The 14,949-nt window shown below is 60.0% G+C and carries 11 protein-coding genes; 6 read left to right on the top strand and 5 right to left on the bottom strand.

The annotated features are described in order from the left end of the window. Positions 1–11: 11 nt before the first annotated feature. The 5 genes from BLQ12_RS24200 to BLQ12_RS24180 all read right to left on the bottom strand — a co-directional run bounded on the left by BLQ12_RS24200 (position 12) and on the right by BLQ12_RS24180 (position 6,210). A complete protein-coding gene (locus BLQ12_RS24200; RefSeq protein ID WP_092215105.1) occupies positions 12–1,844 on the bottom strand; it encodes a YgiQ family radical SAM protein in 1,833 nt (610 codons plus the stop codon). A 226-nt stretch (positions 1,845–2,070) separates the two neighbouring features. Next, on the bottom strand, positions 2,071–2,442 hold the full coding sequence (locus BLQ12_RS24195; RefSeq protein ID WP_092215103.1) for a hypothetical protein: 372 nt from the start codon (positions 2,440–2,442) through the stop codon (positions 2,071–2,073). Between the two features lie 19 nt (positions 2,443–2,461). Then, a complete protein-coding gene (gene argJ, locus BLQ12_RS24190) occupies positions 2,462–3,628 on the bottom strand; it encodes a bifunctional glutamate N-acetyltransferase/amino-acid acetyltransferase ArgJ (protein WP_092215101.1) in 1,167 nt (388 codons plus the stop codon). Between the two features lie 188 nt (positions 3,629–3,816). Next, positions 3,817–4,647 (bottom strand): glucosaminidase domain-containing protein, encoded by an 831-nt coding sequence (locus BLQ12_RS24185; protein ID WP_217640395.1) that lies wholly within the window; start codon positions 4,645–4,647, stop codon positions 3,817–3,819. Positions 4,648–5,025: 378 nt separating this feature from the next. After that, entirely contained in the window at positions 5,026–6,210 is a 1,185-nt protein-coding gene (locus BLQ12_RS24180) for an RtcB family protein (protein WP_092215099.1), read from the bottom strand. A 436-nt stretch (positions 6,211–6,646) separates the two neighbouring features. Between BLQ12_RS24180 and BLQ12_RS24175 the strand changes: the two genes are divergently transcribed. The 6 genes from BLQ12_RS24175 to BLQ12_RS24150 all read left to right on the top strand — a co-directional run bounded on the left by BLQ12_RS24175 (position 6,647) and on the right by BLQ12_RS24150 (position 14,745). Next, positions 6,647–7,528 carry a DMT family transporter gene (locus BLQ12_RS24175; RefSeq protein ID WP_092215097.1) on the top strand — a complete coding sequence of 294 codons (882 nt, stop codon included), beginning with the start codon at positions 6,647–6,649 and terminating at the stop codon, positions 7,526–7,528. A gap of 151 nt (positions 7,529–7,679) precedes the next feature. Beyond that, positions 7,680–9,824 carry a response regulator gene (locus BLQ12_RS24170; RefSeq protein WP_175470045.1) on the top strand — a complete coding sequence of 715 codons (2,145 nt, stop codon included), beginning with the start codon at positions 7,680–7,682 and terminating at the stop codon, positions 9,822–9,824. 783 nt (positions 9,825–10,607) lie between these two features. Next, the gene (locus BLQ12_RS24165; protein ID WP_092215094.1) at positions 10,608–11,216 is read left to right on the top strand and encodes a TetR/AcrR family transcriptional regulator; all 609 of its coding nucleotides are present in this window, start codon (positions 10,608–10,610) and stop codon (positions 11,214–11,216) included. Between the two features lie 491 nt (positions 11,217–11,707). Next, positions 11,708–12,235, top strand: a complete 528-nt coding sequence (locus tag BLQ12_RS24160) for a hypothetical protein (protein ID WP_092215092.1) — start codon at positions 11,708–11,710, stop codon at positions 12,233–12,235. A 30-nt stretch (positions 12,236–12,265) separates the two neighbouring features. Continuing rightward, positions 12,266–13,498, top strand: a complete 1,233-nt coding sequence (locus BLQ12_RS24155) for an iron-containing alcohol dehydrogenase (protein ID WP_175470044.1) — start codon at positions 12,266–12,268, stop codon at positions 13,496–13,498. Beyond that, positions 13,498–14,745, top strand: a complete 1,248-nt coding sequence (locus tag BLQ12_RS24150; RefSeq protein ID WP_092215088.1) for an iron-containing alcohol dehydrogenase — start codon at positions 13,498–13,500, stop codon at positions 14,743–14,745. Before BLQ12_RS24155 ends, BLQ12_RS24150 begins: the two co-directional genes overlap by 1 nt. The last annotated feature ends 204 nt before the right edge of the window (positions 14,746–14,949 follow it).

Genomic DNA, 14,949 nt, shown 5'->3' with positions numbered 1-14,949 from the left:
TGGGGCTTTGTCTACCGAGAGTTCCTGCGTCCCGACGATTTGTGTGCCGAGGCTTTGTGTTTGCCGGGCCTTCGGTCCGTGCCGGGGGCGCTCTTTTTTCTGTACCCGCCTGACGTTCCTTTCCTGTCCCGCCCGGGGCCCCGGCCTGTCCCGTGGAGGGTGGCTTTCTGGCGCTCCTTGGCGTCCTTTTGTTTCTCCACAAAAACGGGTTTTCCGGTCTCCGGGTCTTTTTCCGTCACGTACATCAGGGTGGAGAGGGTGGACGGGGTGGGGGTGAAGATCTGGGCCTGTTCCGGGCGGGTGTGGAGCTCGCTCTGGCAGAACCGGGTCAGCTCTTCCATCTCCTTCTGGCCGCAGCCCGGGTGGGCCACCATGAAGTAGTAGGTGAGAAACTGCGGTTTTCCGGCCTCGGCGGTGAGCTCCAGGAACCGGTTGCGGAAGCGGATCAGCTCGGTTTGGGGTTTTCCCATGAGGGAAAGCACCTTGTCGCTGGTGTGCTCCGGTGCGATCTTGAGCTGGCCCGAGGTGTGGTTGGCCACCACCTCCCGCAGGTAGAGGTCCCCCTTTTTTTTGTCGGCCAGGACCAGGTCCGGGCGGATCCCCGAGGCGGAGAAGACCTTTTTGATACCGGGGACCTGCTGCATCTGTTTCAGCAGGGAGATGAGCCGGGAGTGGTCCGGTTTCAAAGCAGGGCAGATGCTGGGGTAGAGGCATCTGCGGTCGGTGCACGCCCCTTTTTTCAGCTTCTTTTCGCATTCGAACCCGTACATGTTGGCCGTGGGCCCGCCGGCATCCAGGATGTAGCCCTTGAAGCCGGACAGGGCTGTCAGATCCCTGGTCTCCCGGAGGATCGAGGCTTCGCTTCGGCTGGAGACCGTGCGACCCTGATGGAGGGCAATGGCGCAGAAGTTGCAATCGCCGTAGCAGCCCCTGTGGGTGGCGATGGAAAACCGGATGGTCTCCATGGCGCGCACCTCGCCCATGCTCTGGCACAGGGGGTGGAGCTCCCGGGTGTAGGGGAGCTCGTTGACGGCATCGAGTTCTGTCTCGGTGAGGGGGGGCTGGGGCGGGTTCTGCACCAGGTAGCGGGTGTCGTGTTTCTGGAAGAGCCCCCGGGCCGTGAGGGCGTCGGCGTTGGCCTTGAAGGTCACGAACATGCTGGAAAAGGCGCCTTTGTCCTTTTTGACCTCCTCCAGGGAGGGGAGCTCCAGGTACCCGGGCACCGGGGCGTCCGATTTCCGGCAAAGCCCCGAGACATCATCGGGGGACGATCCGGAGGCCAGGGCATCGGCCAGTTCCACCACGCTTCGCTCCCCCATGCCGTAGAGCAGGTAGTCGGCCTTGGCGTCAAAGAGAATGGAGCCGCGGATGCGGTTCTGCCAGGCATCGTAATGAGGCACCCTGCGAAGGCTCGCCTCGATGCCCCCCAGGACGATGGGCACAGGGCTCCCCTTGAAGTGGCGGCGGATGAGGTTGGTGTAGGCGATGACGGCGCGGTCAGGCCGGCGGGTGTTCTCACCCCCCGGGGTGTAGTCGCAGCGTTTGCGCTTTTTGCCCGAGGCCGTGTAGTTGGCCACCATGGAGTCCAGGGAACCCCCGGTGACGCCCCAGAAGAGGGCGGGTTCACCAAGGCGGGTGATGTCCAGGTCGCTGTGGATGTCCGGCTGGGCAATGATGGCCACCTTGTACCCGGCCCGGTCAAGGACGCGTCCCACAACAGCCGCTCCGATGGCCGGTGCATCGACGTAGCTGTCTCCGGTGACCAGGATGACATCGGGGCGCTTCCAGCCCAAGGCGTCCATCTCTTTGCGGGTGGCAGGTAAAAAACGGGGGGTCGTGTTCATAGGTGTCCATCCTTACGTATCGTCTCGAACCCGGAGTCAGGGCTCAAGGCGAGTGTGTTGTCATGATAGGGCTTTTCCCGGAGAAAAGCCGGGCTACCTTATCACAGGCAAAACCACAATGACAGGACGGAAAAAGTGCTGAAAAAAGGGGGGCACGGTTTTAAACCGCGAGGGGCGTGCCCGGCAGGCGATGCGCCTGCCGGGGCAGTGGGTGCTAAAAAAAACGTCAGACAGAGTGGTCCAGCATGGTCTCCGCCTCTTCCATGCTCAGGGCCGAGGCCACGCTGTAGGCCGGCCAGACCAGGCTCTGGTGTTCGTGGGGAAAGTGCGGGGTTGTTCGCTCCGGCGCCTTGACGCGGACCACCCGGCCGATGGCCGAGTCCCAGAGGGCTTCCTGGCAGTGGCGCATGAAATTTTCAGAGAGGCCGTCTGCCAGCATGTAGTGCCGAAGGTCTGTGATGCAGGTAAATCCCCGGGACAGTTGGTGTACCGCCTTTTGCATTTTGTGGACAATCTCGGCGAGTTCATCCGCCTGATTGATTCGTCCCAGGGTGAAATAGAGCCGGTTTTTCTCGAGATCCACTCTGATTTCATGCATCGCTTCACGTCTCCCCTTGTCATGATGAATAGTAGGCTGCATTCTCTTCAATATACTTTTCAGTGAGGTCACAGCCGTAGGCGGTTGCCGAGGCGTCACCCGATGAAAGGGAGACACCGATGGCTACATGCTCGCCCGAAAGGAGGCTGCGGACCCTGGCTTCGTCAAAGTCGACACGGGCCTGGTCCGTATAGACCAGGGTGCCGTTGATGGTGATGGAGAGTTTTTCCGGTGCAACCGTGCAGTGGGTGCACTTGCCCACGGCCATAAGGATACGGCCGATGTTGGGGTCTGCACCGTAGGCCATGGTTTTGATCAGGGGGGAGTTGATGAGGGCCTTGGCAATGAAACGGGCCTCGGTATCGTTGACGGCCCCGGTGACGGTTGCGGTGAGGAGCTTGGTGGCCCCTTCGCCGTCGCGGGCCAGAAGTCGGGTCATTTCCACGCAGGCCGTTTTCAGGGCCTCGGCAAAGCGGGTGTGGTCCACGGGGCCGGCCAGCCCGTTGGCAAGGGCGAGGCAGGTGTCCGAGGTGCTGGTGTCCGAGTCCACCGAGAGCATGTTGAAGGAGTCCTTCACCGCCTCGCGAAGCATGCGGTCCAGGGCGGCCACGGGGATCTCCGCGTCGGTGAGGATGTACACCAGCATGGTGGCCATGTTGGGCTCGATCATGCCGGAGCCCTTGCCGATGATGGTGAGGGTGGCACCGTCCACCTCAAGGGAGATGGCCTTGGGGTAGGTGTCCGTGGTCATGATCCCTTCGGCTCCCACCAGGGGATCGGAGGTCAGGCCGCTGCCGATGGTTGAAATACCGGCTTCGATTTTTTCGATGGGGAGCTGGCGCCCGATGACGCCGGTGGAGCTCATGATCACTTCCTGCTCGGGGATATCGAAGGCTTGTGAGACGGATCGGGCCATGCGGCGGGCATTTTCGATGCCTTCCTCGCCGGTGCCGACATTGCTGACTCTGCTGTTGACCACCACGGCGCGGAGCTGTCCGTGGCGGATGATCTCGCGGCCCAAAACAACGGGTGCCCCGGGGAAGAGGTTTCGGGTAAAGACGCCTGCGGCGTTGGCGGTGACGTCGGAAAGAAACAGGGAGAGGTCCTTTCCCTCTTCTTTGATACCGCAGTTCATGCTGGCGCAGCGAAACCCCTTCGCCATGACAGATGGGGTGTGGAACTTCATGATCATGCTCCTGATCTGGTCCCCCGTAAGCGGGGTGGTTGATTTATCTCATAGTATAAAACACGGTTTGCCACAATAACTGAAATAAACATTTTGACGCAAAAGTGACCTGTGCTGGATGATTGATGAATGAAATGAAATGTCTGGAGGTTGAACAAAGGTTCTCGCAGTAAATTCTCGTTGCGTGCCTACCTTTTGCTCAAGAGTGAGGCGTTCATGCGTATAAGTTGCTGTATCTCCCGGATGTACGCGTCGCCCCGGCTGGAATAGCGTACAAGGCCTGCGGCAAGCGACTCTCCGTCCGGTTCCTCCCCCCTGGACCTTTGCTCTCTGCGGATATCTCGTAAGGGTTCATAGGCCCAGAGGGTGTTGAGGTTGTGGAGGTATCCCCGAACGGAGTCGGCAACGGAGTCGAAACATGCCACCTTGTGGCTGGCCCCTTCGGTCCGGTTTTTGGGCACCATGCCCTTGCCTTCTCCGAAGACCCACTGGCCGAACAGGTTGTTGCCTTCACGGGCAAATCGGGAGGTGCCCCAGGCGGACTCGTTGGCGGCCTGGGCCAGGGCCAGGGAGAGGGGGATCATGTCCACGCGGGCCAGAAGGGACTCGCGGTCCTCGGTGGCCACCGGTGAAAAGGGGGAGAGTTTGTAGGTGGTTGCCAGATCGCTTATCCAGGCGTGCTCATCGGCGCCGAAGTCTTCGGCCTCGTGGAGTTCGATCAGGCGGTGACGCAGGGCAAGGATGGCGTTGTTTTCCGCTTCGACGATGGGCCGCATGAAGGAGAAGAACGCCTCTTTTTTTTCAGCCACGATGGGGATGGCCCCGAAGTCGGGCAATGAGGTTACCTGGTGCGCAACCTGGGGCGTGACCGGGGGTTGGGAATGCCGCACCTTCGGTTCCATGTGCTCAGGATAAAAGACAACAAAAAGGGCGGCAAGACCCACCACAAAAGTTAATCCGGCCCATGGAGCCCTGTGGTGATCGCCTGCGGAGAAGGGGGTTTCTCGTTTTTTTTCCATGATAGCTGTCCCGGGTGGCCCCCCCTATAAAACCAATGAGCAAAGGGTGCCGTGCCTGTTTGCGGGTGATGTTTATCCGACCGGTGCGTCGGGTGCCCTGGTCGGTGTGCATGCCTTATTCTGTTGTATCTGTCTGGAAAGGCGCAAATTAAAAGGGCCTCTACCGTTTGTCAACCCCGAACGCCGATATTTTTTATCGGCGGGAACCCGGTGGAGGTTGAGGGCCTTTTTAAACCAGGGGGGCCCGGGGCCGGGTTCGGGTAGAAATAACCGCGGGGTTTTTTTGTGCAGGTCGGGTTTTTACACAGGATCGTGTCCGGGCAGCAGATGCCGGGGAGTTCCCGGCAAGGGGTCCGTGGGCGGTGAGTTTTTTGCCCCTTATCCTTTCAAAACGCCAAGGGGAAAGAGACGAACGACGGGGCGCGTCAAGTCGGCCTGGGCGGCCATGACGGCTTCGATGGCTTTGTAGGCCTGGGGCGCTTCGCCGAGGTCGGGGCGCCCTTTGAGTTTGCCGTGGCGGATGGTGTGCCAGCGGTCGAACACCACATCCCCCATGGCGGCTGTGCAGTGTTCCGGGTCGAGGATACGGGAGGCCTGGTTGCGGCCCATGGCGCGCCCTGCGCCGTGGGAGCAGGAGCGAAAGCTCTCCGGGTTGCCCAGGCCTTCCACGATGTACGAAGGGGTCCCCATGGAGCCGGGGATGATGCCTGCCTCCCCCCGGGCCGCGGAGGTGGCCCCTTTCCGGTGGACCCACACCTGTTTCCCGTCGTGGGCTTCAAGGGAGGCGTAGTTGTGGTGGATGTTCACCAGCCGCTTCTGGCTGAAAGGGCAAAGGCTTTCCAGGCTGTGGGCAAGGGCCGTCATGATGCGCCTGCGGTTTTCCATGGCATAGGCAAGGGCCAGGTTCATGTCCTGGATGTAGGCCATGCCTTCGGGGGTCTCTGTGGGGAAAAACGCCAGGTCGTCGTCGGGCAGGGGCACCCCGTGTTTCCGGCACCAGGCCAGGGCCTTTTTGTGGTGGTACTCTGCAATGGTTTTTCCCAGGTTCCTGGAGCCCGTATGGATCATGAGCCAGAGGCTGCCGTCGTCCCCTTTCTGGACTTCGATGAAGTGGTTGCCTCCCCCCAGGGAGCCCAGGCTTTCACGGGCCGTTTTCCAGGCCCCGTCTTTGATGAAACGGGGGCGCTGCCGGGAAAACCCATCCCAGGACTGCTCTTTTTTGTGGCGTGAAAACCCCAGGGGGACCCTCTCCTTGACCTGGGTCAGGAGCCGGCGAAGATCGTCCCTGGAGAGGGCGTCAGAGGCCAGGTCGGTTTGAAGGGCCACCATGCCGCAGCCGATGTCCACCCCCACAGCGTTGGGGATGATGGCATGATCTGCTGCCACCACCCCGCCGATGGGCATGCCGTAACCCAGGTGGCAATCGGGCATGAGGGCCACATGGCCCACAAGAACGGGGTGTTGCTGGAGGTTCCGGGCCTGGCGCAGGGCTCCCTCGTCAAGGTCGGTGCACCAGGATTTGATGGGAAGGGGCGCTTTATCGGCTGGTTGTTCCCATGGCATGGCAAAACTCCTCGGAGGCTGAAACAGGGGATACACCTTTAATTAAAAACACGGCCCTTTCCATCAGGCATGCCGCAGGCACCACCAGGGGCCCGGACAAGGGCCTGGCCCGAAAACCGACAAAGGCCGAAACCCGTGGATGGCAGCGGAGATCGGACCCTTATCTTTGGAATCACTATACCATCATCGACGGCGACGGGCCACGTGAAAACCGGGGGGGCGGGCAGGGTAGAGGGGGGGATGCCACGGAAGGCGGATCCCTTGTGGTTTCCAAATTATATAAAAAGGTGATAAAGCTCCATGCGCACAAAAAACAGGGCGGAGGTGTCGCGGGATGTCGGGCAGCAGATTCGAAGGTGCCCGTGTCTATCCGTTGAGACAAGCTGATGGGGATTCCGCCCCCCGGGATGATATACAAGGGTGAAAGGTGATTGAGATGAAGGGTGAAAGGGGCCTTGCCGTGGCAACGCTTCTCGGGGCCATTGTGCTCTGGGCCGGGTCGTTTGTGGCGCTGAAGATTGCCTTCAGGAGCTGCGACCCCTATTTTGTGATTTTCGGGCGCATGGCGGTGGCAACCTGCTGTGCCCTGTTGTTCCTCAGGCAGATTCGCCGGGTCGACTACCATAAAGGGGACTGGGTGTATCTTCTGGCACTGGGACTTTGCGAGCCCTGCCTCTATTTCGTCTTTGAAGCCAAGGCCCTGGTTCTGACCTCCGCCTCCCAGGCGGGGATGATCACGGCCCTGCTGCCGGTGATGGTGGCCGTGGGCGCATGGATGCTTTTCAACGAATCCATGACCTGGCGGACGGTGTCCGGGTTCGTCCTGGCCGTGGCCGGGGTGTGCCTGCTTACCCTGGGCGGGGAGGCCACGGAGTCCGCTCCGAATCCGCCCCTGGGCAATTTTTATGAGTTTCTGGCCATGGTGGCGGCCGCCGGTTACACCCTGGTGCTCAAGCGGCTCTCCTATCGCTATTCTCCGCTGTTCCTGACCTTTGTCCAGTCCGTGGCCGGGGCCATTTTCTTTGCGGCTCTCATGTGGGGGTTCGGTGTGCCCATTCCCGACTCCATTCCCACGGAAGCTGCTGTGACCATCGTCTACCTCGGGGTGTTTGTGACCTTCGGGGCCTACTTCTGCTACAGCTTTGCCATGGTCCGCATGCCCGCCGGCCAGGCCACGGCCTTTATCAACCTGATCCCTGTGCTGACCCTTTTTTTCGGGTGGTTGATTCTGGGGGAGGTTTTCAAGCCGATTCAGTTTGTGGCCGGTGCCATGGTCATTGCCGGGGTGTTTTTGAGCCAGGACGGTCGCTCCGCATAAAGGCCTCCGACGTCCTTGACGATGTGATTCCGGTTTGTTGACACGTGCCTCCGGCACCTGCTATGACTTCGGGAATCCATCAAAACTTACGGGGTTTATCTGTGTCGCCACGGCCATGTGGCGAAAAAATCATGTTGCAAAAGGCGGTTCTATGGGAAGCATCCCCATGCCATCCGGTGCCTGCGAATCCAACGATCCATCAACGTCCCTGCTTCCCTCCGAGGGCAGGGGCAGCCTGCTTCTCTACGACCTCGACACCGAGGCTGAATCCTTTGTGATGAGCGCCCTGAGGACCCGGGGCCTTGAGGAGCGAATCACCACCTTGTATCGGTGCACCACCCCCGGGGAGGCCGATGCGGCCTCCTCCGCCTGCCACAACCTCGTGGCGGTGGTTGCCCGGCAGGGTGCTCCGGGGGTTGAAGAGGTGGTGGCCTGCCTTCGAAACGTGCCTTCCCATGCGGCGGTGCACCTGTTTTACCTGCTGGATACCCCCGGTCAGGCAGCGCCCACCGGGCCCTTTGTCCGGGCCGTGGCGTGTTCCGGGACCGAGGCCTCGGAGGCCGTGGGGATCTGGATGGAGGAGGCCCTTTGCATGGGGCACCTCGACAGTGAGAACCGGGCTCTGTGCGAAGAGGTGGACGAGAAGGTTCGGGAACGTACCCTGGAGTTGCGTCAGGCTGTGGAGCGACTGAAGTTTTTCGCCGAACGGGCCGAATCGGCCAACAGGGCCAAAAGTGCGTTCCTTGCCAACATGAGCCATGAGATCCGTACCCCCATGAACGGGGTGGTGGGCATGACCGAGCTGCTTCTGGGGACCCGCCTGGGGGCCGAGCAGCTGGAGTACGTCAACATCATCCGAAGCAGCGCCACCTCCCTTGTCACCATTATTAACGCCATTCTCGATTACTCCAAGGTGGAGGCCGGAAAGCTCGACCTGGAAAACATCTCCTTTGACCTGCGAAGCGCGGTGGAAGATGTGATGGACCTCATCTCCGTCCGTGCCGCCAAAAAGCATGTGGGGCTGGATGGGGCCGTGGACGACGGGGTGCCTTCCCTGTTGGCAGGGGACCCGGTGCGTCTTAAGCAGGTTTTGACCAACCTCATGGACAACGCCGTGAAGTTTACAGGAAAAGGGGCGGTCTCCCTTTCCATTACCCCGGAGAGCTTGGGGGCAGAGCAGGTGGTGCTGCGGTTTGAGGTGGCGGACACCGGTATCGGCATCTGTGAAGAGGAGGTGGAGGAGCTGTTTACCCCCTTTACCCAGCAGGATGTCTCCGTTACCCGGAAATACGGGGGCACGGGGCTGGGCCTATCCATCTGCAAGCAGATCGTGGCCATGATGGGCGGAGAAATCGGCGCAAAGAGGCGCGAAGGGGGCGGGGCCCTGTTCTGGTTCACCGCCGCCTTTTCCCGCGGCCAGGCAGGGGCCAGACCCTATCCGGTACCGGACAGGCTGCGGCAGGGAAAATACCTGGTGGTGGCCGAGAGCCTGCCCACCCGAAAATCGGTCCGCAACCTGCTGGAGTCCGCCGAGCTTCGGTGTGAAGAGGCTCTGAACGGCTACCATGCCCTGGAAATTCTGCGGGCCGGTGGCTCTGTCCGTGCCGTGAGCCTTGTGATTATTGATTGCGAACTCTCCATCATGAAGCCCGGGGAGCTGGCTCAGCGTGTGAAAGAACGCTGCGGGGACGCCATTCCGCTTCTGCTTCTGACGCGTCGGGGTAAGGCTCCGGAACTGGACGGACTCGAATCTGCGGGCTTTCATGCCATGGTGGCCAAGCCTGTGAAGACCAAGGGGCTCCTGGACGGCCTTGCCGTGGCCATGGCATCCGCCACCCCGGGCGACAACCCGGATAGTGCCGGGGGCAAAGGCACCGAAGAAACAGATGAGGGGAGCATCCCGGACAACCCCATCCTAGTGGTGGAAGACAACCCCACCAACCGGTTGGTGGCCCAGAAGTTTCTCTCCAAGCTGGGGCTCAACGCCGATGTGGCCGAAAACGGGTCAGATGCGGTGGCGCTGCTGAAAAAAAAGCGGTACGAGCTGGTGCTCATGGATGTCCAGATGCCGGAGATGGACGGCCTTGCCGCCACGCGTCTGATCCGGGACCCTGCTTCGGGTGTCAAGGATACCCGGGTGCCCGTGGTGGCCATGACCGCCCATGCCATGAAGGAGGACAGCGACAGGTGCCTGGAAGCCGGGATGGACGACTACATCTCCAAGCCCATCTCCATCAACGCCCTGCGGGAAGTGATCAATCGTTTCATGACCGATACCGTGCAGCCGGTACGCTGAAACGAGATAGGCCGTGGGCTTTTTTTTGCTCAATGTTTCAGGTGGTTGGGGCGTGAGGGCCGCCGGAGGCTCTGTTGGGTTGAATTTGGGTGCCCTCTTTTTTTTATTTTTGGTATTGAACGATGTTTTGTGTGTGATAAGTGTATCTCGATGGGCGGGGCTCCGGTTGGGGTTTGATGGAGGACCCGCGATTTGATAAGATTTTTGTGGGCCTGTAAAATAACCTCATGAAAAAGCCCAGTCATCCCACATGCTTGTGACGGGTGCCATGGTTGAACCTACAGGCGTTGTGTTGTAATCCACCTGGCTGGTGGTTCAAAAGGCCTGCAAAGACCTGTTTTTGCCAGGCACCGACCCTTCCTCTAAGGGAAAATCCGCAAGGCGGGTTTTTCTCCTCTTCCGTGATGAGCCGGTCTCGATGTGGTAACATGATGAATACACACCTTAAAAATATTGGGATGGAGATGGACGGCTCTTCCCTTTGGCCTAAGAACTATACCGATCGTATAAAAATAGGGAGAAGGTGTTGCAATGCCAAATGAACAGTAGTATATATCGAAATTTGTTAAAGTAATTTTTGTTTTGTGTCGCACAGATCAGGTTGACTCAATGGCTCTCAAAGGTTGCGCCACCTTAGAGATGCATATCGGTAAGAACGGCCCCTCCGGGAGGCGGCCAGGACCTGTGGTGAAAAAACGACGTTTCTGTTGTGACATGCCATTGCTCTAAAAAAGTACGGTACCCGGCCCACGGGCGGGACCGAGAAGTCGGAGGGTATATAAAATGACTGACAAGTCTACATTCATGCGTCTCAGAGAGAACGAGCGAGAAGTGCGAAAGGGGCTGATCATCTCAGCTGCCATGAAGCTTTTTGAAACCAAAAACTTTCACGAAATCGGCATGCGCGATATCGCCAGCGAAGCCGGCGTCTCCGCCGCATCCATTTATCGATATTTCCCCAGCCGGGACGACCTGTTTGTCGAGGCCCTCATCCGGGACATCAACAAGATCGAGCAGCTTCTGGAAACCCGTCTCAAGGCAGGCGGTTCCATCGAATCCCTTGCTGTGGCGGTTGTGGACTACATGATCGACAACGAAGCGACCTTTCAGATGATGTGCCACTTCCTCATGCGGGGCGAAGAGAACCCCCGGGCCCTGAAGAAGTTCAACGCAGTACTCCTCTACTTCACCAAGATGTTTGATGAGGTGGTCAAAAAATCCGACGGAGAGACCCCGCTGCGCTTCCACAGCCAGGCGTTTTTCGCCTCCCTTGCCGGTATCGTCATGACCTTCCGCAACTACCCTGGAAGGAACGAAGCGGAGCGTCGCGAGTACATGCACAAACTGGCCCTTCTCATCATGCGTGAAGGGGCGTCCCTCGAATCTATCTGATGCCAGGGACGATGTTCGGGAGCATATGGTGAACGGTACCGGTTAGTCCTTGCCGGCAGCCTGAATCACCCGAGACATATCGCGTAACGTAAAACCGGCTTGTGCCGCCTGATAAGGGCGGTGGGCCGGTTTTTTGTTTTTACGGGGGCATACACATTAAGCGAAATCAATCGAAATACGAGCACCAAAATCGCACTCAATACCTGTTTGCCTAACTTTTCAAAAGTCTGGCCCCCCTGCAGGGCCGCCGGAGGGCAAATCTAAAGGCGTTGGCCCTGGTGGCATGCGAGGGGTCGCTTGACAGTAAACGATGCTTTGCTATATGCTCATGTGAATCGGCCAGCTGGCCGAGAGGCGAAACAAAGGGCCCGGGAACACCGGCCTTTTTTTTCTCGGAAAATGCGAACAATGTTCTTGATGCTGCAGTTTTGTTAGATAATGTGGCAGGGTGCAGGCCGATTCAGGCGGACGACAGAATTCAAGGAGCAGGTATGGGACAATTCAGAGAGGTTAGGTCGGGGCGCAGGGTGTTTCAAAAGCTCTATATCACGCTGATGCTCTGGTTTGTGGGCCGCGCCATCGTTGCGGCTTCCAAGGTTGATGAGGACGTGAAACGCGAATTTGAAGCGCTACCGGACGGGTTGACGTTTTCCCTGGGCGTTCTGCCGTCAGGGCCTCGCATGGTTGTGCGCAAGGAGGTTGGGGGCAAGGTGCGTTACCTGGGCCAGGGCAAGGGCGAGACCATCGACCTTGACATGACCATCAAGCACATGCAGGCCTTTTTCATGATTTTCTCTTTTCAGGAGAGCACCCCCACCGCCAACGCCAGGGCTCGCCTTTACGTGGACGGCGGTGTGCCCGAGGCCTGTGCCGTGGTGCGGGTCCTGGATATCGTGCAGGTCTACCTCCTGCCGAAGTTCATCGCAAAGCTGGCCGTGAAACGCTACCCCTGCTGGTCCTGGTCCCGTCATCTGCTGGGCCGTAGCAAGGTCTATCTTCGAACCGTGACCGGGATATAAATGATGGAGGAATGCACTATGGATACGGGCGTGACGCAATTTCTATTTCCGTCAAAGATCGGGGCCGGAGCACGGGCTCTGGAGCACCTCCCCTTTGACCTGGGCGGGTTCGGGGCACAGCGGCCCATGGTGGTGTGCTCCGGCGAGCTGGACAGCGAAGGGGGTCTTAAACCCCTTGAGGCGGCGTTTAAGGGCTCAGGGCTTACCTTCGGGGTGTATGCCATGGATGACATCCCCTCCCTTGAGACCGTTCGTGAGGTATGGACCCATTATGACGAAGGCGGCTTTGATGCGGTGATCGCCGTGGGCGGCGGGGCCGTGGTGGATGTGGCCAAAGGCCTTGCCGTGGCCGCTGCAGGCGGTCCCGAGGCCTTGAGGTCCCTTTTGGCCGATGGGGGAACGGCAGGGGCAACGGCGCCCCTTGCCTGGGTACCCACCCTGGCGCTGACCGGCAGGGAAGCCGCCCCGGAGGCGGCACTGGAAAGCCGCCTCATCCAGGGCACCTGCCTTTGCCCCAACCTCATCGCCGTGGATCCCCGGATGCTTGCAAATCAGGGCCATACCGGATTGGCCGAAGCCGGGCTGGGCGCATTGGCCGCAGCCCTTTCCCTCTATGATTCAGGCGCCGTAAACCCCCTGGCACGTCCCTATGCGCGCCTCACCGCGCAACGGATCATAGCGGGGCTGACACCCCTTGTGTTCAAGCCCCGAGAGCCCGGAGGACGTCTTTCACGCTGGTTCGGAAGCGAGGGGAAGCGGGAGGAGGAGGTGGCCTTTGTGACGGCCATGGCGGTTTCGGGGGGCTTGCTTCCTGAGGCCCGTAAAAGCACGACCTTTGTCCTGGCCGATGTTCTGGCTCCGGTGGCCACAGTCTCCCGCGAGGTGCTTGCCGCCGTATTGCTGCCCACAGTTCTGGAGTACGCCCACCGGGTACGGGGAGAGGAACTCTCCGATCTGCTCGCCGCCCTGGGAGACCTTGACCTGCTTTGCGCCACACCGGTACAGCAGCGGACTGAGGCCGCACTGGCCATGGTGCGGGAGACCATCAATCGCCTCTGGCTCTTTTCCGAAGGCGGGCTTCCGCGCACCCTTTCCGAAGCGGGCCTGGAGAGGGAAACCCTGCTGGGGCTCTGTGAGCAGGCCTCGGCCATGGTTGAAGGGTGGCAGAGCCATGAGGTGGAGACCCTTTTGCTTTCCGCCTACAACGGGACCCGTCTCGACCCGAGGAACCAGTCGACCCGAGCCATACAGGAGGTGTCCTAATGTACAACCCAGGTTATTATGAGTTTTTTTGCGGTGTAAAGACTGTGGCGGGGCACCAGGCCCTGGAGCGCATTCCCGCCCTGCTTGAAGGCCTCGGGGCGTCAAAGCCCATGATCGTCACGGACAAAGGCGTGGCTGCGGTCGGGCTTGTCGCCATTGTGGAAGAGGCCCTGGCATCGGGTATGCCCGCCGTGGCCGTGGAAGATGACGTGCCCGTGGATTCCGATGTGGACACCGTGCACCGTATCGCCTCGGTGTACCGCAGCGCCGGCTGCGATGCCATCATCGCCGTGGGGGGCGGCTCCGTGATGGACACGGCCAAAGGGGTGAACATCATGGTCTCCGAAGAGGCGGAGAACCTCCTTGATTTTTCAGGGGCCGGGGTGCTCAAGCGGCCCTTAAAGCCCCTGGTGGCGGTTCCCACCACGGCAGGGACAGGTTCCGAGGTGACCCTGGTTGCGGTGATCAACGACCCGTCGGTGAACCGGAAGCTCCTGTTCACCTCCCATTTTCTTCTCCCGGATATCGCGGTCCTTGATTCGCGCATGACCCTGACCCTGCCGCCCCACCTGACGGCGGCCACGGCCATGGATGCCATGACCCATGCCATCGAGGCCTACACCTGCCTCTCCAAAAACCCCATCAGCGACGCCTTTGCCATGGAGGCGGTCTCCCTTATATCCCGCAACCTCATGGACGTGGTGAAGCATCCCGAGGATCAGCAGGGGCGCCTTGCCCTTGCCACGGCTGCCAATCTGGCCGGTATCGCTTTCTCAAATTCCATGGTGGGTATGGTGCACACCCTGGGGCATTCGGTGGGGGGCGTGTGCCATGTGGCCCATGGAACCTGCATGTCCATCCTTCTTCCCTATGGCCTGGAGTACAACATGCATAAAAACGGCCAATGGACAGGAGAGCTTCTCTACGCCATTGCAGGGGACGCGGTGTACGCGGCCACTCCGGTGGACAAGCGCGCGGAAAAGACCGTGGCCTGTATCCGCGAATTCAACCAGGCCCTGTACGATGCCACCGGCGGGCGCCACAGCCGCTTTTTCAAAGAGGTGACGGATCGGGACGGGAACCCTGCGGTGACACGGGAACACCTGCCCGCCATCGCCCGGACAGCCCTTGGGGACGGCTCAATCTTTTACAACCCCGAGGAGGTGGACTACGATGACGCCCTCATGGTGATGGAGGCGGCCTGGGCCGGTGACCCGCTGGACCTGGGGCTCGTGAAGACCGCATAATACATGCCTCCGGCGGCAAGGTGTGCCACCTTGAAAGCAGGCTGCGGATGTGATTTTCCCCTCGTTCCTCGGGGCAAATCACATCCGCCTTTAAGACGAAATTCATGCAAGAATACTTTTTAAGACCTGTTTGTTAAACTTTTTAAAAGTTTAGCCCCCGGCAGGGCCGCCGGAGGCTGTTTTTCCATCTCTTTAACCATAGAA

Source organism: Desulfoluna spongiiphila, from assembly GCF_900101345.1.
In the GTDB taxonomy this organism is placed as follows: Bacteria; Desulfobacterota; Desulfobacteria; order Desulfobacterales; family Desulfolunaceae; genus Desulfoluna; species Desulfoluna spongiiphila.
This window is presented reverse-complemented; position numbering and strand designations above follow the sequence as displayed.